Here is a 26,191-nt window from a genome sequence, read left to right on the forward strand (position 1 = left end):
GCTTTTGGCCCTCACCTCTTATGTAAAGGAGAAAGGATGTGGACCGGTGAGAAATCTAAATTATAAGCAATTTGTAAAAGTGAGAAATCTAACTGAACACTATAGACAAAGCGAACACTTTAAGAGAAGCGATACTATATCCGCATTTGGATTTTTAACGCCTGCTATGGTGTTAGCAGTCCTGTTTATAGTACTACCTATCATATTAGCTTTTACGTATGGGTTTACTGATTATTATTTATTAAAGCCTAACGAAAAACAATTTATTGGTCTTGAAAACTTTAAACGAATACTGACAGATGAAATATTAATGAAAAGCTTTTACAACACGATGAAATTCGTCCTGTTCGTCGTTCCCCTTCAACTATCAATGGCCCTTGGCCTGGCGATGATCGTGAACAAAAAGATTAAGGGAATCAGCTTTTTTAGAACTGCCTATTTTTCTCCTGCTGTATTGTCTTTAGTCGTGATATCCATTCTTTGGACGGTTATGTTAAATCCTACCTCGGGATTGATTAATGCTATTTTGGCGAATGCTGGTTTACCGAAACAGCCATTTTTAACTAGCCCTGACCAAGCCATGCTTACGATTGTAGCGATATCTGCTTGGTCTGGCTGTGGATATCAAATGATGATTTTTTTGGCGGGATTAAAAAACATTGACAATAGTATGTATGAAGCAGCAGATATCGACGGAGCAAATTCGCTGCATAAGTTTTTGTATATTACCCTCCCTGCGTTAAAACCGATCTTGATGTTTCTTGTGATTACAACGACCATTCAAGCATTTAAGCTTATTGTACAACCAATGGTCATGACAGGCGGGGGACCTGACTATTCAACGATGACAATCCTGCAATACATTTATGAGTACGGTTTCCGTCATCGAAATATTGGGTATGCAAGTGCGATTACATTAATGTTTACGGTTTTCTTGGTTGTTGTATCTATAGGAATTAAGAAACTATTTAGGGAGGAGAGAGCAGCGTGAAGAAAGTAAAGAAAGCCTTATTTTACGTGATAGCGATTGTGTTGGCGCTGCAATTCCTTGTACCTCTCATTTGGATGATTCTTTCTTCTTTTAAGATTGATGAGGTCATTTACAGGGATGTCGGTACAATCTTTTCAGTTGTTCCGAAATTTTCAGACTTAACACTGAAATCCTATACTGAATTGCTTGGCTTCTACAATATTTTTGGAAATTTATTAAACAGTTTAATTTATGCATCTGTCACTGTTATTATTGGATTAACCATTAACTCGTTAGCAGGGTATGCCTTAGCTAGATTTGTCTTTCCATTTAAAGACGGTATTTTAATATTTATCATAGCCCTCATGATTGTCCCAATTGAAGCGACCATTCTTCCTTTATTTTTAGTCGTAAATGAAATGGGGATGATTAATACAGTACCAGGATACCTAATACCATTTTTTGTTAATGTTATGAATATATTTTTATTTAGGCAGCACTTTCTATCGTTTCCAGGTGAACTGATTGAATCGGCAAAGATTGATGGATTGGGTGAGGTCGGATGTTTCTTTCGGATCGTTGTTCCATCCAGTATAAATATGTATGTCACTGTAGGGATATTAACGTTTTTAGAGTCTTGGAATGATTTCCTATGGCCTGTAATGGCACTTTCAAATGAAAACTTAATGCCGATTCAAGTAGCATTAAATGCCATTTTTAGTGACACCTATAATATTTATACAAGCCATATTATGGCAGCATTAACGATTGTAACCATTCCTATCGTCATTATCTATATTGTTTTCCAAAAATACATTGTTGAAGGTGCGGTACGAAGTGGTATCAAATAAGCGAGGTGCATGATGAATAGATTACAAAAAGCAAATGAGTATATCCAAAAAAATAAAGAAAAGGTATCAAACCGACCATATTTTCATTTCACCCCTGAAATTGGCTGGATGAATGACCCGAATGGTTTCTCATTTTATCAGGGGAAATATCATCTATTTTACCAATATTACCCTTATGATGTCGTCTGGAATGACATGCATTGGGGGCATGCAACTACTCATGATTTTATCAACTGGAATTACCAGCCTGTCGCGATGGCTAATGACAAAGTGTATGATGCCAATGGTTGTTTTTCGGGTAGTGCCATTGAAAAGGATGGAAAACTTTATTTGATGTACACAGGTCACATTGACCCTAATATGGGGTTTGATCGGGATGAAACTCAAATCATTGAGCGTCAATGTATTGCTTTTTCTGATGATGGCATCCAATTTGAAAAGTACCAGCAAAACCCTGTTATTGGTGAAAAAGAATTACCTGAAGGATATCTGATTTGTGATTTCAGAGACCCAAAAGTGATGCAGGTAAATGGGGTATATTACTGTGTTTTGGCAGTAAGAAACAAACAAAGACGCGGGGAAATTATCATGTTCAAGTCAAGTAATCTACTAGATTGGACCTTTCATTCTTCCATTTATCAAGCGAAATTTGAAGAAAATACTCTTTTAGAATGCCCTGATTTGTTTCGTATAGGCAATAAGGATGTATTACTCTTCTCAGTGATGCCGTGTGACCCTGAATTTCAGGAGGAAGTTAATCATAAAACTGTTTATGTCATCGGGGAAATGGATTATGAAAAAGGAATATTTAGATCAGAAAGTGATGGTCTCCTTGATTACGACCAAACCTTTTATGCTCCCTAATCAACAGAAGGAAAAAACGGAGAACGACTACTAATTGGCTGGTTGCATCGCTGGCATCAAACGACACCTCCAAAAGATTTTGGATTTAATGGGATGATGTCCCTCCCAAGACGATTGACGATAGAGAAACATCAGTTAATTCAACAACCAGCCGTTAAACTGGATGAATATTTCACCCATTCTAGTTATTATGAACAAATTATGATAAATGCAAATGAAAAGGTAGATATTAATGGTGATCACACATGTTATTTAAAGATAATTTTTTCTCCTTCAAACACGAAGCGGTTTACTATAGAACTTAACAAAAGTGAAACGCAATCTACCCGAATAGTAGTCGATGTGGAGAACTTAAGGATTTCATTTGTGTCTGATTACGGCCATCAGAACCAAATCAACATCGATCATATTTGCGAAAATTTAAATGAAGAAATGACGTTAGAATTTTTCATCGACCTCCATACCATAGAGTTGTTCATTAACTCTGGTGCGAAGGTAGTAAGTTTTACAGCATATGATCCGGAAAAAGGGAAAAATATTTCCATTCATGGGGAAGGTAAAACGGAACTCAAACAAGTTATTTTTAATACAGTTCGTTCGAATTTACGTTGATACCTAATGTAACTCCCATAAACGAATACCGTGTAGCGATGACTATTCCTAGTATCTTTCACTAAAAAAACATTCGAATACAAAATGTCAAATCTTATATACAAAAAATAGATGAGCAAGTACTTTACGTATTTTGCTCATCTAGCTGTAAAATATAAAATCAAGCATTCTTCAAAATCATTAGTAAACCTTATCACCATTAAAGATTGAATTCTTCACCACAACATAATCGACATGGCGGATGGCATCAAGATTTTTTCCTCCTGCATAGGAAATAGAGGATTGAAGGTCTTGCTCCATTTCGATTAATGTATCTTTTAAAGATCCTTTATGCTCTACATGCATTTTCTTTCCTTCGACATTTTTTCTCTCGCCTTTTTGGAATTCAGATGCTGAACCAAAGTATTCTTTATAAAGCTTTCCATCGATTTCAAAGGTTTGTCCTGGCGATTCTTCATGACCGGCAAATAATGAACCAATCATAACCATTGATGCCCCAAAGCGAATCGATTTTGCGATATCACCATGTGTACGGATGCCTCCGTCTGCAATAATTGGTTTTGTTGCAGCCTTTGCACACCAGCGCAGTGCAGCTAATTGCCAACCTCCTGTACCGAATCCTGTTTTAATTTTCGTGATGCAAACCTTACCTGGTCCGATCCCTACCTTTGTCGCATCTGCTCCTGCATTTTCTAATTCTCTAACAGCCTCAGGAGTTCCAACATTTCCGGCAATCACAAAGCTGTTTGGCAGATGTTTTTTTAGGTGCTGAATCATTTTAATTACAGCATTTGAATGACCATGAGCAATGTCAATCGTAATGAATTCTGGTGTAAGCTGTTCTTCAGCTAATTGTTCCACAAATCGATACTCATCTTCTTTGACACCAACACTAATCGAAGCGATCAAGCCACGCGATTTCATCTCTTTAATAAAGGAAACACGTTTTTCTGGTTCAAAACGATGCATTATATAAAAGTAACCGTTTTCCGCCAAGTAAACAGCGATGTTATCATCGATAATTGTCTGCATATTTGCTGGGACAACCGGAAGCTTGAATGTATGTCCTCCAAATGTTACAGATGTATCACACTCTGATCGGCTATTAACCACACATTTAGCCGGAATTAATTGAATATCTTCATAATCAAATACGTTTTCCAATTTGCACACCCCTAAATACGAATATTGAAATTGCTTTCACGTTTTAATGTTCGTCCATCGGATAATTTACATCATTTTAATGAGTTTGTCAAAGATTTTATTTCAGCTTAAATGTGATATGTAATTTAAGAGGATGTCATGTTGTTTTTAATATGGTTTATTCCTTTACTATTTATTTGAGCAAAGATTATTTAGAAATATTAATCAGTTTCTTGCTTGCAATTTTTATAAATCCTTGGTGACATACCAAACCGTTTTCGAAACTGAACAGCAAAATGATTATAGTTTTCGAAACCAACCTCTGCAGCCGCTTCTGTTGCATTTCGGTCTGTGTACTTTAATAAAAGGGCTGCTTGATTCAGCCTCATTTGAATAAATGTTTCCATAATCGATTTTCCGGTGTTTTCCTTAAATAGATGGGAAAGTCGAGATGGAGAGAGCCCGACCTCTTTTGCAAGATCGTCAATTGTAATCACTTGATTCATTCGCTTTGACAGCAAATGGAGAATTTCTTCCACCCGAGGATCAAGGGAATGAGTATGTCTTTGAGCTACAAGTAAAAGAATTTCTTTTAATGAATTTTGACATAATTCATACCAATATTTATGTCTTTCCCGGTAGTCTTGGATAAGTCGATCGAAAGCATTATTAATACGAGTTCGAGCATACTCATTTTCAAAGGAAAGATTGATAAGCTTTTGGTCTGAAAGGTATTTTGCTTCAATAAGATCCGGTGAAAAATGAGCCCATAGAAAATGCCATTCCTTCCCCTTACTAGTTCCGTAGTGATGGGAAACTCCTGGTTTTAATAATGTAATGTCACCTTTTCTGCATGTAATCTGATCGTTTTCCGCGATAAAAAATCCCTCTCCATCGAGCGTAAATGTAATAAGCCAATCGCTCATCCCCTTAGAGCGCACGGCTTGATAGGTATCTTTTACAAGAAAATGCCCTGCTATTAATACGCCTGGCTCCGGATAAATTTCATAATCTGTTGGAAAATCATGTTTTGGCATCTTACTCCCTCCTCATAATAATTATTTACCATACATTATAGCAGGATTGTAATAGTTTTTAGCTATATTGTTACTTCAACAATTACTCGCAACTTTATAAACTATTTGTAACAACCCGATAAAGGGGAAAGGGAGATGAGATCTGATGGTCGAAGGTTTAACAACCATTTCTGAAGAACAAAAGCAGCAGTTTGAAAAAGAAGGATATTTAATCATGAAGGGAGTATTTAGCCAAGAGGAAATAGCAGAAATTAAAGAGACTTTTATGGAAATGAGCAAAAGTGCGATTCCTGGTTGCTTTGAACCTGTCATAGATGAACAATCAGAGAATGAGGATCCGCTAAAGCGCTATCCGCGAATGATGCATCCTCATCGTGTAAATGATGTGGCCATGAAATACATGCTTCATCCAAAGGTGATGACCATCTTAGCTGATTTATATGGTGAGCAAGCATTAGCTGCCCAAAGCATGTTTTATTTTAAACCGCCGCGTTCACGGGGCCAAGCGTTGCATCAGGATAATTTCTATTTAAAAGTTGAGCCGGGAACATGTATCGCAGCATGGACAGCTGTGGACAGGGCTGATGAAGAAAATGGAACATTGCTCGTTGTGCCAAAGACAAATAACGATGAAATTTATTGTCCGGAATTAGCCGATGAAAAAGAATCCTTTACAAAGCATTTTGTTAAGGTGCCAAAGGGATTAAAAGCAGTACCCGCGATATTGGATAAAGGTGATGTTCTGTTTTTTAACGGGAATTTAATTCATGGCTCTTATCGAAATAAATCAAAGGATCGATTTAGGAGAGCCTTTATTTGCCACTATGCAGGAGAATCAACGACTAAAATTGGCCATTATTACAGCCCATTATATCGGCAAAATGGCAGCAAGGTCGAGCCGGAAACGAATGCCGATTCAGGTCCATGCGGAACTGAATTTGATGCGTTTTATCCACATTAAACGTGCAGGGGATTAGTTGCTTAGTTTGCTCAACTAATCCCCAAATTCATTTGCGAGATCATTTAGCGTGTTTGAGATCTCTTGATACACTCTCTTTCGTTCCTGGTTAACATCTTCCCCATCTCTAAAGCAAATCTCATTACCCGCAATCAATAATTTTTCCTTTTTACTTATATATAGAGGGATAAAACATACATGCTCCCCTGTGGCTTGATAATAATATTTATCCAGCAAAAGATAGCCATCATACATCTCCTTTATTCGTGAAGAAGAATCAGTGTAATCAATGTCAGGAAAAATCACGATACTGTCACCTTTGCAAAGGGCTTCCACACTTTGATGAAAAGTGTGAACGATTTTTCTCGATCCTCGGTATACGGGGATGCCCTTGCCAGATTTTAAAAACGTTGTAATGGCAAAGGATAACGGTAACGCACATATTTTCGCAACATTCTTGTTCCAACCGAATCTTTTCGTAAACGTATATTTAACATATTGTTTATAGCATGCCTCCTGATCAAGAAACACATGGAGGATCCATGCACGCAAGCATTTTGGGAACCAAAGCAAGATGATAAATGGTCCAAATAAATTTTGATGGTGTGCAACATAAACAACAGGCCGATTTAGTTCAAACGGAATGTGAATCCTATATTTTGGATAGACCAGCCGAATCAGTCCTTGAAAAAATCGAAAAACCTTTCCGTACTGACTACCCTTCATGATGATCTCCTAACGAAGACTGTTTTGCGACGTTTTTTTGATTGTTTTTAAAAACCCAATGAAGTTGAATTTCATAGCTGGCGATGCCGAGGATGATATCTGTAAAAATTTTTGCCATGATCACTGGAATCCCAATTGCTAAATTGGCTGATGTAATGAGAAGGTAAGATGCGTAGATGAGACATAAGCATAATATATAATATTTGACCATTGAAAGGATGAAATGATTTCCAGCTTTAAAAACATACTTCCGGTTCATATAAAAATTGAATGATGAGGAGAGCATTCGGGAAACAAATGTCGCATAAAAAACCCTCGGTTCTAATTGCAGACCCTTTAAAAGGAAGCTGGAAAGCAAAATAAAACTGCCTATATCAATAATGCCTGAAAGGATAATGGCATATGAGTAATGGAGAAAACCAGAGATAAGCTTAATAAAAATCTTCATCGAATCTAGAAATGAGTTAAAATGTGATCCAGCATTATGATCAAAATAAATAGTTTGAATCGGAATTTCATAGAATGACAGATGCCTATTTTTCGCATGAATCAACATGTTAATTTCATATTCATACCGTTCTCCTTTAAGATTCATAACCCAAGGGAGATGGAGCTTAGAAATCCCTCTTAAGCCTGTTTGCGTATCCTTCAATTTATACCCATATAAAAGCTTATAGACTAAACTTGTGAACTTGTTGCCAATCAAACTTCGATAGGGGACATTGGTACCGGTAAAATCCCGAACACCAAGAATGAGTTCACCATTTTTGTTTTCAAGTGCTTTTGCCACTTTGCACACATCTTCTAATGAATGCTGACCATCAGCATCAGCAGTAACCACTCCTTGCAAATCCTGAAAATGGGTTAAAAAATAGGCAAAAGCGGTTTTTAATGCTCTTCCTTTTCCTTTATTTTTGTTATGAGTTAACACTGTGCAGCTTTCAAGTGTCTTTAATTGAGTAAAAATATACGTTAATTCATCTTTGCTTCCATCATTGACAACAATGATATGAGCAGCGCCTGCTCCTAATAAAGATTGGACATATTCAACTAAGCTTTCTGCTGGATTAAGGACAGGGATTATTATTGCATATTTATCCATAATAATATCTCCTTTCATCACCACTATGCAATAAACTGAAAGCTAACTTTTTATCTTTTTATAATAAAGATTTTTTATGGTTTTCTTATAATGATATTCCCTTTCTATCGGTTACATTCCATATGCTTAGCTAAGGTTTTTGCCTCTGTTTATTTTATGATTAATAGAACACAAGCTATTAACAATGGGCTTTCCGCTTATATTCCCCTGGTGACATTCCCATATTCTTTTTAAACAATCTCGTAAAATATCTTGTATCGATACCAAGTTCATCGGCTATCTCGTTCAATGTGATATGCTTATTTCGTTCAATTAAGTCAACCGCATGCAAAATACGGAGGTTTTGTAAATATTGGTTTAAGGTGACGCCATAATATTGGCGAAACAATCGATTTAAATGCTGATGTGAGTAGCCTGAAGCCTTTGATACCTCTGATAATGAAATAGGTTGTGTATAATGCTCCTTTAAAATCGTTGTCACATGCTCAAGAACGGCTTCACTTGGATTTGAATGATCGACTTTTGGCGTATGTGTGGGAAAGAAGAGCGTCTGTTTTCTAAACTCTAATAGAAAAGAATAAAGTAATTCGGAAAGTTTCCATATTAGTTCAGGTCGATTATGTTCAGCTAATGTCCATATTTGTTCGGCTAGTTTCCACAGCAGCTCCAGCTCATTGATTGGTAAAACCTCACCGTTTTTTAATTCCATATTATCCAGCATCGTTGGAACACAAGTACCCCTTATTGAAATAAAGCCTACCAGCCATGGTTCATCCGATATTGGAAAATATTCATGTGGGATGCCTTCATAAATGATAAAGGCATGTTTTTTTGCTGCGACCCGGTCATGCTGCCCATTGATCCGGATTCTACCACTTCCGCTAAGTGTAATGAGCACTTGAGTTGCTGAAAAGCCCTTAGGTCTATGAAGGGCATTTTGGATGTTGGAACCCACTGTATAGAGCTGCAATGGGATTAGATCCTTATTTAACTGAGAGGTTACAAAACGGATTGGTAACTCATTCATGAGACAGCTTCCTTTCATGTTCAAATTGTCCAATCATATGTTCAATTACGCCCTTGATGCTTGGACAAGACTAATACTATTATAAATTTGACAAGCTTACAATTTAGGTTTAGCAGCTACCTAGAGACAGAGATTATATTTTTTTAAACCTAATTGAAAGCGGATACATATTGTTGCTGGTACTTTTCAAGGGGGTGAGTACTTAAAGCAGCTGACTTTGGGTCTCGTTTGTTATTACATGACAAGGGGTGTATGGGATGAAAAAAATAATCAGCTTTCTTTTAGTGTCAATACTAGTTTTTGCAATGACAGGCTGCAGTGGTTCCTCACAATCTAGTTCTGATGGTGATGGGAAGGTTACGTTAACCTTGTGGTACTGGAACCGTTCACTTGATGATGAGCTGCTCAAAAAGGTTGAAGAAGAATTTCCAAATATAGACCTTAAACCGCAAAAAATTGATGGAGCAGACTATAAAACGAAGCTGCAAACAACCTTAGCTGCAGGATCTGGTGCACCAGATATCGTTGCATTAAATGATTGGGCAAATGAATTTCTTCCTTACTCCGATCAATTTGTGAATCTACTAGATTATGGAGCAGATGAATTAAAAGATCAATATTTAGATTGGAAATGGAATTATACGTTAACACCGGATAAGAAAACATTAATTGCACTGCCGATCGATACAGGCCCAACCGCTTTATTCTATCGTGCAGATCTGTTTGAAAAAGCTGGCTTGCCGACAGAGCCTGCTGAGGTTTCCGCACAGCTCTCTACATGGGAGGACTATATAAAAGCCGGTGAAAAGCTGAAGACTGAAACAGGCGTGAAAATGTTCGATAGTATTAATCGTGTGTTTACTCAATATATCAGTCAAAGTGACAGCGTTTACTTCGATGAAAAAGACAATTTTATTGGCGATGGAGGAAATGTAAAAAAAGCATGGGATATGGCTATTTCCGTTCATGAAAAAGGCTTAGCCGCAAATTTGGTAGACGGAACTGAGTGGAATGCCGGCATGAATAATGGAGAGATTGCTTCGTTTATCGGTGCCGTATGGACAAAGAAAATCCTGGAGGAAGCAGCACCTGATACGTCAGGAAAATGGCGTGTTGCACGGGCTCCTGGCGGAGATGGAAATAATGGAGGTTCGTTCATCGGCATTACAAAAGCCTCTAAACACCCAGAAGAGGCATATGAAGTAATTAAATGGCTGATGAGTCCGGAAAACCAGCTGCAGGCATATACGACAATGGATTTATTTCCATCAACTCCTGGTGTATTCGATGATCCGAAAATGAGCAGCGAGGAACCGTTTTTTGGGAATCAAAACACAACGGAAATTTTTAGTCAATCTGCTGAAAATGTAAAACCTCGCTATTTTGGTCCGACTTACAGTACGGTGAATACGATGTTCCTTGATCAACTAACAAATGTGGCAAACCAAGATCTTGATCCAGATAAGGCTTGGGAAGAGGTATTGAAACAGGTCGAAAAAGAGCTTTCACGCTAATTAATAGAAAAAAGCAAAAAGTACTAGGTAAAATAGATACCCTGTTTCATCCTAGTACTTTTTGCTATAACGCAGACACTGGTCTTTAAGGAGGGATTTCATGAATAATGTTGCAAATACGAAAAAGGTTGCAAGCGTTCAACAATTAACGCCATCAGAGAAGGGTAGCTTGTGGCGTGAAATCTATAAAAATCGAACACTTTATCTATTCATCTCCCCATTTTATCTATTATTTTTAATTTTTGGCTTATTCCCCATTTTATTTTCCTTATATTTGTCTTTTCACAAATGGGGCGGGCTTGGCGCAATGGAGTTTGTCGGATTTAAACAATTTACATATTTATTAACGGATACGGTGTTTTGGCAGTCTGTTGGAAATACCTTTGCGATTTGGTTTTTGTCAACCGTTCCGATGCTGTTCGGTGCACTAGTGATTGCCTTTTTACTGAATACGCCATTCTTGAAATTTAAAGGGTTTTACCGAACAGCGTTTTTTGTCACGAATGTCACATCCATTGTGGCAGTTACCATTATTTTTAAATCAATTTTTGGCGATAATTATGGGCTGCTAAACTATGTTTTGACAACGATTGGTCTGGAGCCATTGGAATGGCTCTCATCAGAATTCTTAATCAAGATTGTCATTGCTTCAATGGTCGTTTGGCGCTGGACTGGCTATAATGCAATCATTTATCTAGCAGGATTACAAGGAATTCCGAATTCATTATATGAGGCAGCGAAAATGGATGGAGCGAACCTCATGCAAATGTTTTTCCATATTACGATTCCTCTTTTAAGACCAATCATTCTCTTTACCGTGCTTATGACAACGATCGGTTCGATGCAGCTATTTACAGAACCGCAAGTTTTACTTGGAAATTCCGGGGGTGTTGGCGGGTCTGGATTGACAATCACATTATATATGTATAACCAGGCTTTCGGTGATAGTCAATATGGCTATGCTGCTGTTGTCTCCTGGGCGCTCTTTGTCATTATTGCTTTGTTTTCATTGCTAAATTGGAAAATTGTTCAGAAAACTGGAGCGAAGTAACGATCATGAGGAGGATCTTGTATGGATGGAAAGAATGCTGGAATTAAAAAAGTCATATTACATTTCTTCTTATTAATAGGTGTATTTATTTCGATATTTCCGTTTTACTGGCTGGCGGTCATGTCGACAAATAAGACAAGCGATATTCTAAGATTTCCGCCTAAGCTTGTCTTTGGTTCGGAACTGTTTACAAATATCAATAATGTTTTGCAAAATGTAGATTTCTTTAAATCCTTTGTAAACACGATCTTTGTTTCGACAACTCAAGCTCTCGCTATTTTATTCTTTTGTTCACTTGCAGGATTTACCTTTGCTAAATTTCAATTTCCTGGGAAAAAGTTTCTCTTTACCTCACTTTTGATTACGATGATGATTCCGTCTCAGCTATCGTTTGTTCCTTCATACATCATGATTTCAAAGATTGGCTGGGTCGACACCTTTCAGGCGTTAATTATTCCTGGATTAGCGAATGCATTCGGGATATTCTGGATCAAGCAATACTCAGAAGAAGCGATTCACGATAGCCTGCTTGATGCCGGCAGATTGGATGGCTGTAATAACTTTCGTTTATATTGGAACATCGCCTTGCCAATATTGAGGCCTGCATTAGCTTTTCTGGGAATTTTCTCATTCATCAGCATGTGGAATGATTATTTATGGCCGTTAGTCGTCTTAAATGATCCGACTAAACATACTTTACAGGTGACTTTATCTCAATTAAATGGGATTTATAACACAGATTATGGTATGGTCATGGCAGGAACTTTATTGGCGACTCTTCCATTGATTATCTTATTTATGTTTGTCAGCCGTCAGTTTATTTCAGGTATTGCAGCAGGTGCGATTAAAGATTAATCGATTGCTTAAGGTTGTTTAGTAGAGGATGAAGTCTTTATTAACGCTATTCACAACTTAACAGACAATCAAGAAGCCCTTATAACGCATGAAGTCACATTGGCTGAAAAAAATCAGCAGAAACTGTGTAGTCAATTATTTTGAAGGAGTTGTCACATACATGAAATACTCGCTATGCATTGGAGCCTATAAAGAGAAAGATGTGATTTACCATCTTGAAAAGGTGAAGGAACATGGATTTCATGGTCTGGAGTATTACGGCTGGTGGGATTTAGATCTAAAGCAGGTGGTAAGGGAACAAGAACGAATAGGTGTAGGAATTATTGCTACATGTACAAAGATTTTTAATTTAGTAGATGAAACGAGACGTGACGAATATCTAGCTGAATTAAAACAAACGATAGATGCCTGTAAAATACTTGGCACAAAATCAATTATTACCCAAACAGGGAATGTGATCGAAGGTGTTCCACGTGAAATTCAAAGGAACGCAATGGTTGAAACATTGAAACAATGTGCCCAGCTTTGCGAGGAGGCTGGCATCATATTAGAGGTAGAGCCATTAAACGGTCTTGTTGATCATCATGGACATTTTCTTCAATATTCAGATGGAGCGGCAGCTGTTATTGATCTGGTTAATAGTCCGAATGTTAAGCTTGTTTTTGACGTTTATCACCAACAGATCACAGAAGGCAATGTGATTCGCAATGCCACAAACTATATCGACCGGATCAACCATTACCATATTGCTGATAATCCAGGCCGCAAGCAGCCGGGAACAGGTGAATTGAATTATATAAACATCTTAAATGCGATCAAGGAAACAGGCTATGACGGATTTGTTGGTCTGGAATGTGGATATACAATTGATACTGACAAAGCATTGGAGGAGTTTAAACAGACGATTTTAAGGCATGTCGAGCCGTTAGCTGTGTAAGGTATTGATGTAAATGAAAAAATAATTATTATTAGTCTAAATCCTATAAAAAATGGGATTTGGAAAAAATCACCTTGTACCGTAGCCAGGTCCTTATATTTAATAGGACCTTTTTTTAGTTTTTTTTTTCGAATTCTTTCATTGTTATAATAATAAATATATTGTTACACGACATATTTAATTTAATATAAGGAGGTATTAATATGAACATTCCTAAACCACTCGTTCAAACAAATCAGGCATTTATTGTTGTCACTGTTCTCTTTTCCCTTTTGTTTTATAGATGGTTATTATTTATTCCGTTTATCATTGGGGTTTTAACCCTTATTACAAAACGTAACTTTGTAATAATAATAGGGCAAAAATTCTTAAAAAAACCACATTCTCAATATGTACTAGAAGATCGTGATCAACAATTATTTAATCAATGGATAGCCACAGTATGTTTAGGTGTATCATTATTATCCTTTTATTTTGGTTACGAATTATTAGGCGTCATTTTTAGTATTATGGTTGCTTTAGCAGCAGGTATTGCATTAATGGGATTTTGTATTGGGTGTACGATTCGCTATCGCTATCTTATGTGGAAACATAGACGAAAACAAGTTTGAATCTATGTAAATAGAAAAAAGAATTGACAGTTTCTAAAGTTGTGATATGGTTAATGTCAGAGTGAAAAGTTAATAGTAGGTACCTATCCACTAGGGGAGCCCATTGAAAGGCTGAGATCAAAGTGACCTTTGAGACCCTAGAACCTGATCTGGGTGATGCCAGCGTAGGAAAGTGGAAGTGACGGGACATTTGTATGTTCTTTTAGTTATTAAAATGAATTCCAAACCACTTTCTTTACGTATGAAAAAAGTGGTTTTTTCATTTTTATGGTCCTGTCATTTATTCTAGGAGGGATTAACATGTCATTTTCTCAGTTGCTGCGCAAAGAAGCGAATGCCATTTGGGAAGCAAGTTTTCATCATCCATTTGTGACAAAGTTGGGGGAAGGAAGCTTAGATTTAAAGTGTTTCCGTTATTATGTTCTGCAAGATTCCTATTATTTAAGCCATTTTGCCAGAGTGCAAGCATTAGGAGCAGCGAAAGCAACCGATCTTCAAACGACGAGCCGTATGGCACATCATGCACAGGGTACCTATCAGGCGGAACTTTCTTTACATCGGAACTTTTCCGAAAAATTAGGTATTACTGAAGAAGAAAAAGCTGCTTTTATACCTGCACCGACTGCTTATGCATATACATCGCACTTGTATCGTGCTGCATATGATGGCCATTTAGGGGATATTATTGCAGCGATTTTGCCGTGCTATTGGCTTTATTATGAAATTGGCGAACATTTAAAAGGATCCAAGCCGGAAGAGCCCATTTATCAAGAATGGATTGCGGCCTACGGTTCTGACTGGTTCCGCACTTTAGTAGAGGAACAAATTGCCCGTTTAGATGCCATTGCTGAAACCGTGACAGAAGCGGACAGAGAACGGATGAAACAGCATTTTATTATTAGCAGTCAATATGAATACTCATTTTGGGAGATGGCTTATACATTAGAAAATTGGCCAGTGGATGAAAAGGGGAAAGAACAGTATGCAAACTAGGGTTCCAAAAAGCTTTCAGCGTGGTATTAAAAAAACTCTTCCACGGTGCTAAAATATTTTTGGCTCGCAAACCTAAAATATCAGCACAAGGAGGAGTTTTAATATCAAAAGACACTAATAGAGTTTAGTACATACGACTTGGAATTTTAAGTATCACATCATGTTTGCACTAAATACAGGAGGCATTTTATCACTGCCCTAGGGTCAGATTGTTGAGAAAGTACGTGTTTTTTAAACATGTACTTTCTCAACAATTTATTTTTCTTATGGGTAAAAAAATTATTAAGAAGCTTTATCAAGATTATTCATTTTTACGAATTCCCTTACTCCCGAACTAACGGAAGTGTACAGCAGCGAAAAGCTCCTCCGGATTTGATAATTTCGGTAATATCGACCTCGATCACTTGGTAACCGCGCTCTTTAAGCCTTTGATTCACTTGCTTATTTATAGGAAGACTAATGACGCGTTTCTCACCGATCGAGAGGACGTTTGTACCTAATGTTGCTTGTTCCTCTTTTGAAACCTCGATTAAATCATAACGGCTTGCCAAGATTTTTCCTTTTTCAGGCTCAATTTCTCCTGGGAAAATTAAAGCTTCATTTGGAGATAAGATATTAAAGACACAGTCTAAATGTAAATATGTATCGGTGAAAGGGATCGCAATTACTTCGAAAGAAGGCAATAAACTTTGTAAATGTTTTATAGCCGTTTCATTTGTACGATTACTTATCCCTACATAAATGGTGTTGCGATCAATGATCACATCCCCGCCTTCAATTTTATCACCGATAAGATTGGTGTATGTCATTTCTTCCTTTTCCAGCAAATCCACAAAAGGTCTTTCTTCACCTTTGCGAACATCATGTGCCATTTCTGCCACAAATACTTGATTTCCGAGAGTAAACCCGATATCACGGGTAAAAACCTGCTCAGGAAATTTTTTTAAAGGGGGCAATAACAGCACTTCAATCCCGTTTTGTTGAAGGGTTTCAACAAATTGTTGATGCTGTTCCATTGCAAGTTTTGTATCAATATTTTCTTTTAAATACTGTTTTTGCGTTTCATTAATTGGTTCTCTAATCGTCATAAATTCAGGTGAACATAAAACAACCCTTTTTAAGGTATCATATTCACTAAAACAAGAAGTTTTTATGTATTCTGGTTTTGTATTCATTTGTATCCTCCAAACAAAAAGCGATTAGTTGTAATATGCCCTTTCTGGCTTTTAATAAAACTTCTTATTTAAGGATAATTTCAAATAAAAATGCAGGATTTCTTTGATATTTTTCCACTTTAGAGTGTTTTTCACTTATAATAGCTTGTAAAGAAATGAACTACATTCAAAATGATCATCAAGGTTATGGAAGAAGGTTGAAGCAGTGAGTATAGGGAAAGTCTATTTAGTTGGAGCTGGTCCTGGTGACCCAAAGCTCATTACTGTGTACGGATTGGAATGCATTCAAAAGGCGGATGTTATTGTATACGATCGTCTGATAAGCAAGGATTTATTAAAGCATGCAAAAAAAGACGCTGAGCTTATTTATTGTGGCAAGCTGCCCGGAAAGCATGAACTCATCCAAGAACAGATTCATGAAGTGTTAGTGGAGAAGGCATTTGCGGGGAAAGAGGTTGTCCGCTTAAAAGGCGGAGATCCTTTTGTGTTTGGCCGCGGTGCCGAAGAGGCAGAGGTGTTAAGAAATAACGGCATCCCTTATGAAGTAATTCCAGGTATTACCTCTGGTATTGCAGCACCTGCTTATGCGGGGATACCAGTCACACATCGAGATTTTGCTTCATCATTTGCGATTGTGACAGGACATGGCCGCGAAGAGAAGAAGACAGACACGATTAATTGGGAAGCATTAGCAAAAGGAATCGATACGATCGCCTTTTATATGGGAATTAAAAATTTACCCTATATTTGCGAGAAGCTAATCGAATACGGCAAAAGTCCTGAAGCCCTAGTGTCGGTTATCCAATGGGGAACAACCCCCTCACAAGTCGCAATTACCGGAACGTTAGCGACAATTGTTGATGAAGTGCAGAAAAATCAAATCACACACCCTGCCATTGTTTTAGTTGGTCAGGTTGCTGAATTGCGCGAGAAAATAAAATGGTTTGAGGATCTTATCGATCATGATAAAGAAGAAATGTAAAATAGCGCTGTTACACAAAAGAGGTTAGACCCCGAAGTTGGGGACTGACCTCTTTTGTTTCTTATTAACCTATAAACGAAATAATCATCATTAATCCGAAAAGAATTGTTAAATGATTTAAGGAAAATACAAACATAAGCGTAGCCCATTTTTCTTCCTTCAGCTTTTTGAAGCCCCAAATTCCAAGCACCATCCAAGCTAGAGTAAGGATAAACATGCTAATGGCAATGATTTTGCTATATGGCCAAAAGATAAAAGAAGCAGCCAGTAATAGAACTAAGTATATAATCGATTGAACTTTTGTCCGGTAAATGCCTTTTACTACAGGGAGCATTGGAACACCAGCTGCCTTGTATTCTTTTAAGCGCCGTATGGCAATTGCATAGAAGTGTGGCGGCTGCCATAAGAACATAAAGGCAAATAGACCTAACGCGACAGGGTGAAAAATATCTGTTGATATGACTGCCCATCCGATTAGTGGAGGCATGGCTCCGGAAAGACATCCGACCTCCGTATTATAAATCGTTGTCCGCTTCGTAAGCATAGTGTAGGCAAATACATAAAAGGCAAAGCCTAAAAAGCCAATAAACGCTGCTAAATAGGAAACAGCTAATAGTAACGCAATACCGATCGCCACAAGGAAGATGCCCAGCCATAATGCAAATTTCGGGTGAATTGATCCATCAACTGTAGGTCTGTCTTGTGTTCGCTTCATAATTGCATCGATATCCCGGTCATAATAATTGTTTATTGCACCGGAACCTCCGACAACGAAGGCCGTTCCAATTAAGGATAGAATAATGACAGGAATCCTTTCAGCAAAGCTTATGTCATATACATAAAGAGCCAGACAAAGTCCTGCAAACATTCCCATTAGATTGGACTTAATAATTCCAGTCTTTATGATCAGTTTTAACACTTTCCATGAAAAATAATGTTTCAAAGAAAATGATTCTTTTACTACCAATTCAGGGTTTTTCACAACCATTCTCCTCTTTATATAAAGTAAAAATTTGTACCATATTTTATCTATAAGCATGGCACTTAGCACCGCAATTCGCTTCCGCTTTTCTCATTATGAGCTAAAAGTACTGAAATTGCTTCTCCAAAATTAAAAATACACACTATTGTCATAAAGCTATTGCAATTTCGTAACAGTTTTTTGAAAGTTGAAAAAACGAATATACAATGGTTTATGATTTAAAGCATAAAGGGTATTTTTAATATACCAATCTTTAAATACTTTACCAATATTGTTAACAATCTGTGAAAAAACTTAGTCTAAATTTCGAATGTTGTTCAATAAAGCGGATTCAGCTATTTCGTTTTTTTGAAAATTTGATACTATGTGTAAATGTAAACAATTTGTTATTGTGATGTATCTGATTAATTATGAAACTCTTACTTTTTAGAAAGGAAGGTGAACATAGATGTTCAAAAAGGTAAAACCATTCTTAAGTGTTATGATGGGTTTGTTTTTTGTAACCATCTTGAGCGGCTGTAGTGAATTAGCAATCTTTGATCCGAAAGGGCCGAATGCTGAAACACTACGTGATCTTATTATGTATTCCATTTACTTTATGATCTTTATCATGATTGTCGTTTACGTTTTATTTACCTTTGTTATTGTAAAATATCGTGATCGCAAAAATTTCAATCCAAAGGATCACGAACCTGACATTCATGGCAGTACAAAATTGGAAATTATTTGGACGCTTATTCCGATTGTTATCATTATTGCATTATCGATTCCTACGGTTAAGGTTCTTTATCAATTGGAAGAACCGCCAAAAGAGACTGCTCATAAAGAGCCGATTGTCATTCATGCAACTTCAGTGGATTGGAAATGGATTTTTAGTTATCCAGAGGAAGATATTGAAACAGTTAATTACGTAAATGTTCCAGAAGATCATCCAATACTTTTTAAAATTACTTCTGCCGATTCTATGAGCTCCTTCTGGGTTCCGCAAATAGGCGGCCAGGAATATGGAATGCCTGGAATGGTAAATGACTTATATCTTCAGGCTGATGAACCTGGTGAATATGAAGGAATGAACTCTAACTTTACAGGTCAGGGGATGTCACATCAACAGTTTAACTTCGTTGCCCTGACAGAAGGTGAATATCAAGATTGGGTACAAGACACACAAGAAAACGCACCTGAATTAACCGAAGAGACATATGAAAAATTAATGCTGCCAGAAACAGTGAATGAAATGACGTTCTCAAATACCCATTTGGATATTGTTGATCATGGGATAGATTCTGGTGAATATGCAATAGAGGTTCGTGAGAAATACGGAGTTGTTATTAATAAACACGGTAACGAAGAATCTCACGGACAAGAAGAAAACAAAGATACTCAAGAAAATCAAGAAGAGAGTGATTCTACAAGCAATGAATCAAGCTCACACCATCACCACTAAGGAAGGAGGAACACCATATGTTCGATTTTATTAAGGATAATTTAATTTTAAATGATCCAATGCTTATTGCAGCTAACATTTCCATTTTGTTAACAGCGATTGGGATCGTGTTTATTTTAACCTACTTTAAAAAGTGGAAATGGCTTTGGACAGAATGGCTAACAACTGTCGATCATAAGAAAATTGGAATCATGTACATTATTGCAGCGGTTGTCATGCTTTTCCGCGGTGGTGTTGATGCATTATTAATGAGGGCGCAATTAACCGTGCCTAATAATGACTTTTTAACATCTCAGCATTATAATGAAATCTTCACAACACACGGTACAATCATGATTATATTCATGGCTATGCCTTTTGTTATGGGATTAATGAACGTTGTCGTTCCTCTGCAAATTGGAGCAAGAGACGTTGCATTCCCATATTTAAATGCACTAAGCTTTTGGTCATTTTTCTTTGGAGCGATTTTATTTAATATTTCCTTCGTATTTGGTGGTTCACCAGATGCAGGTTGGACGAATTACGCTCCTTTAGCGATTGAAGGAAGCCCGGGACCGGGAATTAACTACTATTTATTAGGCTTGCAGATTTCTGGGATCGGTACACTATTAACGGGAATTAACTTTATTGTTACGATTATCAAAATGCGTGCCCCAGGCATGACACTTATGCGTATGCCAATGTTTACATGGACAACGCTCATTACTGCATTTATTATTGTATTTGCGTTCCCGGTATTAACTGTCACGTTAGCGTTAATGAGTTTTGACCGCTTATTTGGAACTCATTTCTTTACAATGGCGGACGGCGGTATGCCAATGCTTTGGGCAAACTTGTTCTGGATTTGGGGACACCCTGAAGTATATATTGTTATCTTGCCTGCCTTCGGGATTTTCTCTGAGATTATCTCTACGTTTGCAAAGAAAACATTATTCGGTTATAAATCAATGGTCATTTCAATCGTTACGATTTCCTTCCTGAGCTTTTTAGTTTGGGTTCACCACTTCTTTACAATGGGTGGAAGCGCGGCAGTTAACTCTGTCTTCTCAATCACAACGATGGCTATTGCGATTCCAACAGGAATAAAAATCTTTAACTGGTTATTAACTCTTCATAAAGGACGGATTGAATTTACTGTACCAATGCTTTGGTCGGTTGGATTTATCCCTACTTTCTTAATCGGAGGAGTAACAGGTGTTATGCTTGGAATGGCTGCAGCCGATTTCCAATATCATAACAGTTATTTCTTAGTTGCTCACTTCCACTATACGTTAATTGCCGGTACGGTTTTTGCTTGCTTTGCAGGCTTTGTATTCTGGTATCCGAAAATGTTTGGTCATAAATTAAATGAACGACTTGGCAAATGGACATTCTGGTTCTTTACAATTGGTTTCAATGTCTGCTTCTTACCGCAGTTCTTATTAGGATTCGACGGTATGCCAAGACGTATATACACTTACGGACCTGAAGACGGCTGGACTGGATTAAACGTGATTTCTACAATCGGCGGAGTCGGTATGGGTATTGCCTTTATGCTGTTAGTTTATAACGTATATTACAGCTTCCGTTATTCAAAAAGGGAAACTACAGGCGATGTATGGGGCAATGGCCGTACATTAGAGTGGGCTACAACATCAGCGGTTGCACCATTCTATAACTTTGCGGTTGTTCCTGAAGTAAAGGGTCTTGATGCATTCTGGCTTATGAAACAAGAGAAGCATAAAGGAAAAGTGGAGTATAAGCCAATTCATATGCCTAGTAACGCAGGTACACCATTTGTGATGTCAGCACTTTTCTTTGTTGCCGGCTTCGGATTGGTATTTAAACTATGGTGGATGGCCATTTTAGGCGGAATCGGTGTTCTAGCATGTATGGCACTCCGTTCACTTCGCTCACATAAAGAAGATGAAGGATATTATGTCAGCGTAGAAGAAATCATACAAACGGAACAGAAAAAGGAGGCGTGATTGATGGCAGATGTAAATACTAAACTAAGTCCTGACACGCCCTTAGAATATCAGTCTAGTATCGGCAGACTGAATATATTTGGATTCTGGATTTTCTTGGGCGCTGAAATGGCCTTGTTCGCTACGATCTTTGCAACATTTTTTACACTTGATGGCCACACAGGCGGAGGACCTCTGCCTGCTGAGCTTTTTGATCTAAAGAACACAATGATCATGACAATGCTTTTATTGACAAGTAGTTTTACTTGCGGCTTAGCAATTCATGAAATGAGAAGAAACAACGTTAAATCAATGCTTATTTGGATCGTTATCACATTGTTGTTCGGTCTTGGATTTTTATATATGGAAATCAATGAGTTCATTCATTTGGTACATGAGGGAGCTACTCTTGGTACAAATGCATTCTGGTCTAGTTTCTATCTATTGACTGGAACACATGGACTTCACGTTACAATAGGTATTTTTTGGATATTATTAATCGTATTTCAAGTAACAAAAAGAGGTTTAACACCAGATACTGCTAAAAAGGTATTTATCTCCAGCTTATACTGGCACTTTTTAGACTTTGTATGGATCTTCGTCTTTACAGGTGTTTACCTATTAGGGTTGGTGGGATAATGGCAAATAAAACAAGTAATCAACATCATTTTCCATGGTCACATGTCATTGGTTTCCTCTTTTCGATTGCTTTAACGTTTCTTGCAGTTTGGTTAGGGCTTTATACAGACCTGCCGTTAAATACAGTGATAATCATTGTTTTCTCTCTTGCATTTCTGCAAGCAGCCATTCAGTTATTTATGTTCATGCACGTATCTGAAGGAGCAAGCGGCGGTTGGCAAGTCGGTAAAATGATTTCAGCAGCGTTTATCGCTTTAGTTATTGTTGTAGGTACTGTTTGGGTCATGACCTCCATGCACTAATGTAAAAAACCCGAGTATAGATCATAACGGTCTTTATTCGGGTTTTTTATGTACAATTATTAATATATAAGATTTGTTTTTTACCATTTTGTTGATTCAGCCTCATTAACAAAATGGTTTAATATAATAAATAAATGCGAGAGTTTCAGTTGTTGGAGTTTTACTCTCGTTTAAGAGTAAGATGAATAAAATTCAACATTGTACAAATAAATGATTTATGATATATTTTAAATAAAGTTGCGCAAACGATTTCGCAAAAATATTTTGAAGGAAGATCAGCAGTGTAAATGTTGATTTTTAACGAGTTAAAAGAAAATTTTTTACACATAAGTGCAAACGTTTTCCTTGAGTGTGATTTTAGCTTAAATTGTTCAATATGTTTTATCATATAAAAAAGTATCCTTCAATGGAAGCAGGAAAAGGTGTTGTAAATAAGGAAGGAAACATATAACTCAAAAGAGTAAACATTTTTTAAGGAGGCAGCTATGATCGTAACAATAAAAGATGTAGCAAAAAAAGCAAATGTTGCACCTTCAACGGTGTCCAGAGTTATTGCAAATAGTCCTCGTATTAGTGAACAGACAAAGAAACGTGTGCGGGAGGTAATGGAGGAATTAGGGTATCATCCAAATTTTCAAGCTAGAAGCTTAGCTGCTAAAAGCACACAAGCAATTGGTGTCATTATGCCAAATTCTGCTTATCATGCTTTCCAGAATCCATTTTTCCCTGAAGTATTGCGAGGTATCAGTAAAAATGCTCATGCCAATAAGTATGGGATCTACTTATCGACTGGCTCAACAGAGGATGAGATTTATGCTGAGGTTATGTCAATGGTACAAGGTAGACGTGTTGATGGGATTATTCTCCTATACTCACGTATTAATGATAAAGCAATGAAGTTTTTACAGGAAACAAACTTCCCTTTTTCTGTTGTCGGCAGACCTTATGAAAATGAAGAACGGATCACATATGTGGACAATGATAATATTTATATTACAAAACAAATAACCAATTATTTAATTGAACTTGGTCATCGAACGATCGCTTTTGTTGGTGGAAGTTCTGACTTTGTTGTAACCATCGATCGGTTAAATGGTTATAAGCTCGCACTGGCTGAGGCAGGCATTCCATTTAATAAGGACTATCTTGTTCATGAGGAATTTATTAAGGAAAACGGGAGAATAGCGATTGAATCGCTAATGTCATTAAAAAATCCCCCGACTGCACTTGTCACGCAAGATGATTTAATCGCGTATGAAATGATTAGTCATTTAGAGGATATGAATATTAAAGTCCCTGATGATATTTCTATTGTCAGCTTTAATAATTTAATGTTATCTGAGCATTCAAAACCGCCATTAACTTCGATTGATATAAGCATTTATCAACTTGGCTTTGAAGCAACAAATTGTTTGCTTGAAAAAATAAAAATGCCTGAAACCTTGCCAAAACGAATCACAATTCCGACAAAGTTTATAGAACGAAAGTCGTGCAAAAGCAAAAAGTAAGGCTAGACGAAACATTTGACTACATTAAAGTGAGGGGTAACAACATGAAGAAACTATGGTGGAAAGAGGCTGTCGCTTATCAAGTATATCCAAGAAGTTTTATGGATTCAAATGGTGATGGTATCGGCGATCTTCAAGGGATGATTTCAAAATTGGATTATATTAAGGAGCTTGGAATTGATGTCATATGGATCTGTCCAATGTACAAATCCCCAAATGATGATAATGGCTATGATATTAGTGATTACCAAGATATCCTTGATGAGTTTGGAACAATGGCAGACTTTGATCAATTACTAGAGGAAGTACATAAACGAGGGATGAAGCTTATTATTGATCTGGTCATTAATCATACGAGTGATGAGCATCCTTGGTTTATTGAATCCCGTTCCTCTAAAAATAACCCTAAGCGTGATTGGTATATTTGGCGTGATGGAAAGGACGGCCGGGAACCAAATAACTGGGAAAGCATTTTTGGCGGATCTGCCTGGAAATATGATAAAAAAACAGAGCAATATTATCTGCATATTTTTTCAACAAAACAGCCTGATTTAAACTGGGAAAATCCAGATGTACGCAATTCCTTGTACGAAATGATCAATTGGTGGCTTGATAAGGGAATTGACGGCTTCCGTGTTGATGCGATTAGTCATATTAATAAAGAAGCAGGCTTAAAGGATATGCCAAATGAAAAGGGCCTAAAATATGTACCATCTTTTGATAAGCATATGAATGTAGAGGGAATTCATCAATACCTGAAGGAACTGAAGGACGAAACTTTTTCGAAATATGACATTATGACTGTTGGTGAAGCAAACGGTGTGAAGGCTGACAACGAGGAAGACCTTGACGAGTGGGTAGGAGAAGAAAACGGAAAGTTCAATATGGTTTTCCAATTCGAACACTTGTCTTTATGGGATGCAAGTGAAAAGAAACAGCTGGATATTATTGAGTTAAAAAATGTATTAACAAAATGGCAAAAGAGCCTTGAAAATAAAGGCTGGAATGCGTTGTTTATTGAAAACCATGATCAGCCGCGAAGAGTGTCTACATGGGGGAATGATACGGAATACTGGTATGAAAGTGCAACAGCACTTGGGGCGATGTATTTCTTTATGCAAGGTACACCGTTTATTTACCAAGGTCAGGAGATTGGTATGACGAATGTCAAATTCGCGAATATAGAGCAATATAATGATGTCGCAACAAAAAATCTCTATCATTTCAATTGTGTAGAAGGCATAGCACATGACGAGATCATGGAAGTCATTTGGGCTTCAAGCCGCGATAATTCAAGAACCCCGATGCAATGGTCATCTGAACCAAATGCTGGATTTACAACAGGAACACCATGGCTTGGTGTAAATGAAAACTACAAGGAAATCAATGTTGAAAAACAATTGGCGGATGAAACCTCTGTGCTTCATTTCTATAAAAAAATGATTCAATTAAAGAAGAATCATGAAGTATTTACGTACGGGATCTATGACCTTATTCTTGAAGATCATCAGCAAATCTATGCCTATACCCGTACACTGGATGATGACAAGGTTGTCGTATTTACAAATCTATCTGCTGAGCCAGCTGCATGGGAAAAAGCACTGGATTTTACTCTTTGCTCAAATGATTTATTATTAGCCAATTATCATGTGAAAGATCATGTGGCTATAAAAAAATTAACATTAAAACCATTTGAAGCACGAGTTTACCGTATTGAACAATAAATGTTTTTAAAGGAGGTATATCACTTTTTGGGTGTATGCCTTTATTTTTACACTTTAAGAAAGCATAAATTGTCAGCAAAGATGAAAGTTCTACGTAGAGGACAATGTTAAGTTTAAAGTATAAGGGAAACTAGGCAATCGTCGGCGCCTTAAGGCTTGGCGCTAGCCAAGTTTCCTTTATAAAAAAGGTAAAATTCAATTGTGAAAATTAACACAATTAGTTTATCTAAGTGCAAAT

Annotated in this window: 24 protein-coding genes, 1 pseudogene and 1 riboswitch; of the genes and pseudogenes, 18 read left to right on the plus strand and 7 right to left on the minus strand. The window is 37.1% G+C overall.

The features are described from left to right. The first annotated feature begins 46 nt into the window (after positions 1–46). From ACSVDH_RS08000 to ACSVDH_RS08015, 4 genes and pseudogenes are all read left to right on the plus strand, one after another. A complete protein-coding gene (locus tag ACSVDH_RS08000; RefSeq protein WP_439252223.1) occupies positions 47–991 on the plus strand; it encodes a carbohydrate ABC transporter permease in 945 nt (314 codons plus the stop codon). Beyond that, the gene (locus ACSVDH_RS08005) at positions 988–1,821 is read left to right on the plus strand and encodes a carbohydrate ABC transporter permease (RefSeq protein ID WP_439252224.1); all 834 of its coding nucleotides are present in this window, start codon (positions 988–990) and stop codon (positions 1,819–1,821) included. The genes ACSVDH_RS08000 and ACSVDH_RS08005 overlap by 4 nt, the downstream gene beginning before the upstream one ends. 12 nt (positions 1,822–1,833) lie before the next feature. Continuing rightward, a pseudogene (locus ACSVDH_RS08010) lies at positions 1,834–2,823 on the plus strand (glycoside hydrolase family 32 protein); the annotation flags it as partial. A gap of 63 nt (positions 2,824–2,886) precedes the next feature. Further along, entirely contained in the window at positions 2,887–3,297 is a 411-nt protein-coding gene (locus tag ACSVDH_RS08015) for a GH32 C-terminal domain-containing protein (RefSeq protein WP_518618283.1), read from the plus strand. A 180-nt stretch (positions 3,298–3,477) separates the two neighbouring features. On the opposite strand, the gene guaC is transcribed toward ACSVDH_RS08015, so the two are convergent. Both guaC and ACSVDH_RS08025 read right to left on the minus strand, forming a co-directional pair. Next, positions 3,478–4,461, minus strand: coding sequence for a GMP reductase (gene guaC, locus ACSVDH_RS08020; protein WP_439252225.1), 984 nt, complete (start codon positions 4,459–4,461; stop codon positions 3,478–3,480). Between the two features lie 200 nt (positions 4,462–4,661). Beyond that, the gene (locus ACSVDH_RS08025; protein WP_439252226.1) at positions 4,662–5,477 is read right to left on the minus strand and encodes a helix-turn-helix domain-containing protein; all 816 of its coding nucleotides are present in this window, start codon (positions 5,475–5,477) and stop codon (positions 4,662–4,664) included. A gap of 145 nt (positions 5,478–5,622) precedes the next feature. On the opposite strand from ACSVDH_RS08025, the gene ACSVDH_RS08030 reads away from it, so the two are divergent. Further along, a complete protein-coding gene (locus ACSVDH_RS08030; RefSeq protein ID WP_439252227.1) occupies positions 5,623–6,438 on the plus strand; it encodes a phytanoyl-CoA dioxygenase family protein in 816 nt (271 codons plus the stop codon). 33 nt (positions 6,439–6,471) lie between these two features. Here the strand turns inward: ACSVDH_RS08030 and ACSVDH_RS08035 are convergent, their stop codons facing one another. From ACSVDH_RS08035 to ACSVDH_RS08045, 3 genes are all read right to left on the minus strand, one after another. Beyond that, on the minus strand, positions 6,472–7,161 hold the full coding sequence (locus ACSVDH_RS08035; protein WP_439252228.1) for a lysophospholipid acyltransferase family protein: 690 nt from the start codon (positions 7,159–7,161) through the stop codon (positions 6,472–6,474). Further along, entirely contained in the window at positions 7,151–8,263 is a 1,113-nt protein-coding gene (locus ACSVDH_RS08040) for a glycosyltransferase (protein WP_439252229.1), read from the minus strand. Before ACSVDH_RS08040 ends, ACSVDH_RS08035 begins: the two co-directional genes overlap by 11 nt. Before the next feature lie 178 nt (positions 8,264–8,441). Further along, positions 8,442–9,290 (minus strand): AraC family transcriptional regulator, encoded by an 849-nt coding sequence (locus tag ACSVDH_RS08045; RefSeq protein WP_439252230.1) that lies wholly within the window; start codon positions 9,288–9,290, stop codon positions 8,442–8,444. A gap of 257 nt (positions 9,291–9,547) precedes the next feature. Here ACSVDH_RS08045 and ACSVDH_RS08050 point away from each other — a divergent pair, with 257 nt between their 5' ends. From ACSVDH_RS08050 to tenA, 6 genes are all read left to right on the plus strand, one after another. Beyond that, positions 9,548–10,804 carry an ABC transporter substrate-binding protein gene (locus ACSVDH_RS08050; RefSeq protein ID WP_299093975.1) on the plus strand — a complete coding sequence of 419 codons (1,257 nt, stop codon included), beginning with the start codon at positions 9,548–9,550 and terminating at the stop codon, positions 10,802–10,804. A 100-nt stretch (positions 10,805–10,904) separates the two neighbouring features. After that, entirely contained in the window at positions 10,905–11,855 is a 951-nt protein-coding gene (locus tag ACSVDH_RS08055) for a carbohydrate ABC transporter permease (RefSeq protein ID WP_439252231.1), read from the plus strand. 21 nt (positions 11,856–11,876) lie between these two features. Beyond that, the gene (locus ACSVDH_RS08060) at positions 11,877–12,710 is read left to right on the plus strand and encodes a carbohydrate ABC transporter permease (protein WP_299093976.1); all 834 of its coding nucleotides are present in this window, start codon (positions 11,877–11,879) and stop codon (positions 12,708–12,710) included. A 160-nt stretch (positions 12,711–12,870) separates the two neighbouring features. Beyond that, positions 12,871–13,647 carry a hydroxypyruvate isomerase family protein gene (locus tag ACSVDH_RS08065; protein WP_439252232.1) on the plus strand — a complete coding sequence of 259 codons (777 nt, stop codon included), beginning with the start codon at positions 12,871–12,873 and terminating at the stop codon, positions 13,645–13,647. 203 nt (positions 13,648–13,850) lie between these two features. After that, complete coding sequence (locus tag ACSVDH_RS08070; RefSeq protein ID WP_439252233.1) at positions 13,851–14,258, plus strand: DUF4395 domain-containing protein; 408 nt, start codon at positions 13,851–13,853, stop codon at positions 14,256–14,258. Positions 14,259–14,340: 82 nt separating this feature from the next. Then, positions 14,341–14,446, plus strand: a riboswitch (TPP riboswitch). 112 nt (positions 14,447–14,558) lie between these two features. Continuing rightward, positions 14,559–15,251 (plus strand): thiaminase II, encoded by a 693-nt coding sequence (gene tenA / locus ACSVDH_RS08075; RefSeq protein ID WP_439252234.1) that lies wholly within the window; start codon positions 14,559–14,561, stop codon positions 15,249–15,251. A 323-nt stretch (positions 15,252–15,574) separates the two neighbouring features. Here tenA and ACSVDH_RS08080 read toward each other — a convergent pair whose 3' ends face one another. Then, on the minus strand, positions 15,575–16,426 hold the full coding sequence (locus tag ACSVDH_RS08080; protein ID WP_299094952.1) for a dimethylarginine dimethylaminohydrolase family protein: 852 nt from the start codon (positions 16,424–16,426) through the stop codon (positions 15,575–15,577). 205 nt (positions 16,427–16,631) lie between these two features. On the opposite strand from ACSVDH_RS08080, the gene cobA reads away from it, so the two are divergent. Continuing rightward, positions 16,632–17,408 carry a uroporphyrinogen-III C-methyltransferase gene (gene cobA / locus ACSVDH_RS08085; RefSeq protein ID WP_299094950.1) on the plus strand — a complete coding sequence of 259 codons (777 nt, stop codon included), beginning with the start codon at positions 16,632–16,634 and terminating at the stop codon, positions 17,406–17,408. A gap of 64 nt (positions 17,409–17,472) precedes the next feature. Here cobA and cyoE read toward each other — a convergent pair whose 3' ends face one another. Beyond that, positions 17,473–18,390 (minus strand): heme o synthase, encoded by a 918-nt coding sequence (cyoE, locus tag ACSVDH_RS08090; protein WP_299094949.1) that lies wholly within the window; start codon positions 18,388–18,390, stop codon positions 17,473–17,475. A 448-nt stretch (positions 18,391–18,838) separates the two neighbouring features. Between cyoE and qoxA the strand changes: the two genes are divergently transcribed. The 6 genes from qoxA to ACSVDH_RS08120 all read left to right on the plus strand — a co-directional run bounded on the left by qoxA (position 18,839) and on the right by ACSVDH_RS08120 (position 25,953). Next, positions 18,839–19,834 carry a cytochrome aa3 quinol oxidase subunit II gene (gene qoxA / locus ACSVDH_RS08095; protein ID WP_439252235.1) on the plus strand — a complete coding sequence of 332 codons (996 nt, stop codon included), beginning with the start codon at positions 18,839–18,841 and terminating at the stop codon, positions 19,832–19,834. A 17-nt stretch (positions 19,835–19,851) separates the two neighbouring features. Continuing rightward, positions 19,852–21,801: a cytochrome aa3 quinol oxidase subunit I gene (qoxB, locus tag ACSVDH_RS08100; protein WP_439252236.1), complete on the plus strand. Its 1,950-nt coding sequence runs from the start codon at positions 19,852–19,854 to the stop codon at positions 21,799–21,801. Between the two features lie 3 nt (positions 21,802–21,804). Further along, positions 21,805–22,419 (plus strand): cytochrome aa3 quinol oxidase subunit III, encoded by a 615-nt coding sequence (gene qoxC / locus ACSVDH_RS08105; RefSeq protein ID WP_439252237.1) that lies wholly within the window; start codon positions 21,805–21,807, stop codon positions 22,417–22,419. After that, positions 22,419–22,721: a cytochrome aa3 quinol oxidase subunit IV gene (qoxD, locus tag ACSVDH_RS08110; RefSeq protein WP_299094940.1), complete on the plus strand. Its 303-nt coding sequence runs from the start codon at positions 22,419–22,421 to the stop codon at positions 22,719–22,721. Before qoxC ends, qoxD begins: the two co-directional genes overlap by 1 nt. Before the next feature lie 485 nt (positions 22,722–23,206). Further along, on the plus strand, positions 23,207–24,229 hold the full coding sequence (locus tag ACSVDH_RS08115) for a LacI family DNA-binding transcriptional regulator (RefSeq protein WP_439252238.1): 1,023 nt from the start codon (positions 23,207–23,209) through the stop codon (positions 24,227–24,229). A 44-nt stretch (positions 24,230–24,273) separates the two neighbouring features. Next, complete coding sequence (locus ACSVDH_RS08120; protein ID WP_439252239.1) at positions 24,274–25,953, plus strand: glycoside hydrolase family 13 protein; 1,680 nt, start codon at positions 24,274–24,276, stop codon at positions 25,951–25,953. Positions 25,954–26,191 lie beyond the last annotated feature (238 nt).

The sequence above is a fragment of the Metabacillus sp. Hm71 genome, from assembly GCF_051842955.2.
Classification (GTDB): Bacteria; Bacillota; Bacilli; order Bacillales; family Bacillaceae; genus Metabacillus.

Coding starts and splice junctions, on each gene's coding strand:
- ACSVDH_RS08015 (WP_518618283.1), top strand. CDS start 2,887: ATGATAAATGCAAATGAAAAGGTAGATATTAATGGTGATCACACATGT.
- ACSVDH_RS08025 (WP_439252226.1), bottom strand. CDS start 5,477: ATGCCAAAACATGATTTTCCAACAGATTATGAAATTTATCCGGAGCCA.
- ACSVDH_RS08030 (WP_439252227.1), top strand. CDS start 5,623: ATGGTCGAAGGTTTAACAACCATTTCTGAAGAACAAAAGCAGCAGTTT.
- ACSVDH_RS08035 (WP_439252228.1), bottom strand. CDS start 7,161: ATGAAGGGTAGTCAGTACGGAAAGGTTTTTCGATTTTTTCAAGGACTG.
- ACSVDH_RS08040 (WP_439252229.1), bottom strand. CDS start 8,263: ATGGATAAATATGCAATAATAATCCCTGTCCTTAATCCAGCAGAAAGC.
- ACSVDH_RS08045 (WP_439252230.1), bottom strand. CDS start 9,290: ATGAATGAGTTACCAATCCGTTTTGTAACCTCTCAGTTAAATAAGGAT.
- ACSVDH_RS08050 (WP_299093975.1), top strand. CDS start 9,548: ATGAAAAAAATAATCAGCTTTCTTTTAGTGTCAATACTAGTTTTTGCA.
- ACSVDH_RS08055 (WP_439252231.1), top strand. CDS start 10,905: ATGAATAATGTTGCAAATACGAAAAAGGTTGCAAGCGTTCAACAATTA.
- ACSVDH_RS08060 (WP_299093976.1), top strand. CDS start 11,877: ATGGATGGAAAGAATGCTGGAATTAAAAAAGTCATATTACATTTCTTC.
- ACSVDH_RS08065 (WP_439252232.1), top strand. CDS start 12,871: ATGAAATACTCGCTATGCATTGGAGCCTATAAAGAGAAAGATGTGATT.
- ACSVDH_RS08070 (WP_439252233.1), top strand. CDS start 13,851: ATGAACATTCCTAAACCACTCGTTCAAACAAATCAGGCATTTATTGTT.
- tenA (WP_439252234.1), top strand. CDS start 14,559: ATGTCATTTTCTCAGTTGCTGCGCAAAGAAGCGAATGCCATTTGGGAA.
- ACSVDH_RS08080 (WP_299094952.1), bottom strand. CDS start 16,426: ATGAATACAAAACCAGAATACATAAAAACTTCTTGTTTTAGTGAATAT.
- qoxA (WP_439252235.1), top strand. CDS start 18,839: ATGTTCAAAAAGGTAAAACCATTCTTAAGTGTTATGATGGGTTTGTTT.
- qoxB (WP_439252236.1), top strand. CDS start 19,852: ATGTTCGATTTTATTAAGGATAATTTAATTTTAAATGATCCAATGCTT.
- qoxC (WP_439252237.1), top strand. CDS start 21,805: ATGGCAGATGTAAATACTAAACTAAGTCCTGACACGCCCTTAGAATAT.
- qoxD (WP_299094940.1), top strand. CDS start 22,419: ATGGCAAATAAAACAAGTAATCAACATCATTTTCCATGGTCACATGTC.
- ACSVDH_RS08115 (WP_439252238.1), top strand. CDS start 23,207: ATGATCGTAACAATAAAAGATGTAGCAAAAAAAGCAAATGTTGCACCT.
- ACSVDH_RS08120 (WP_439252239.1), top strand. CDS start 24,274: ATGAAGAAACTATGGTGGAAAGAGGCTGTCGCTTATCAAGTATATCCA.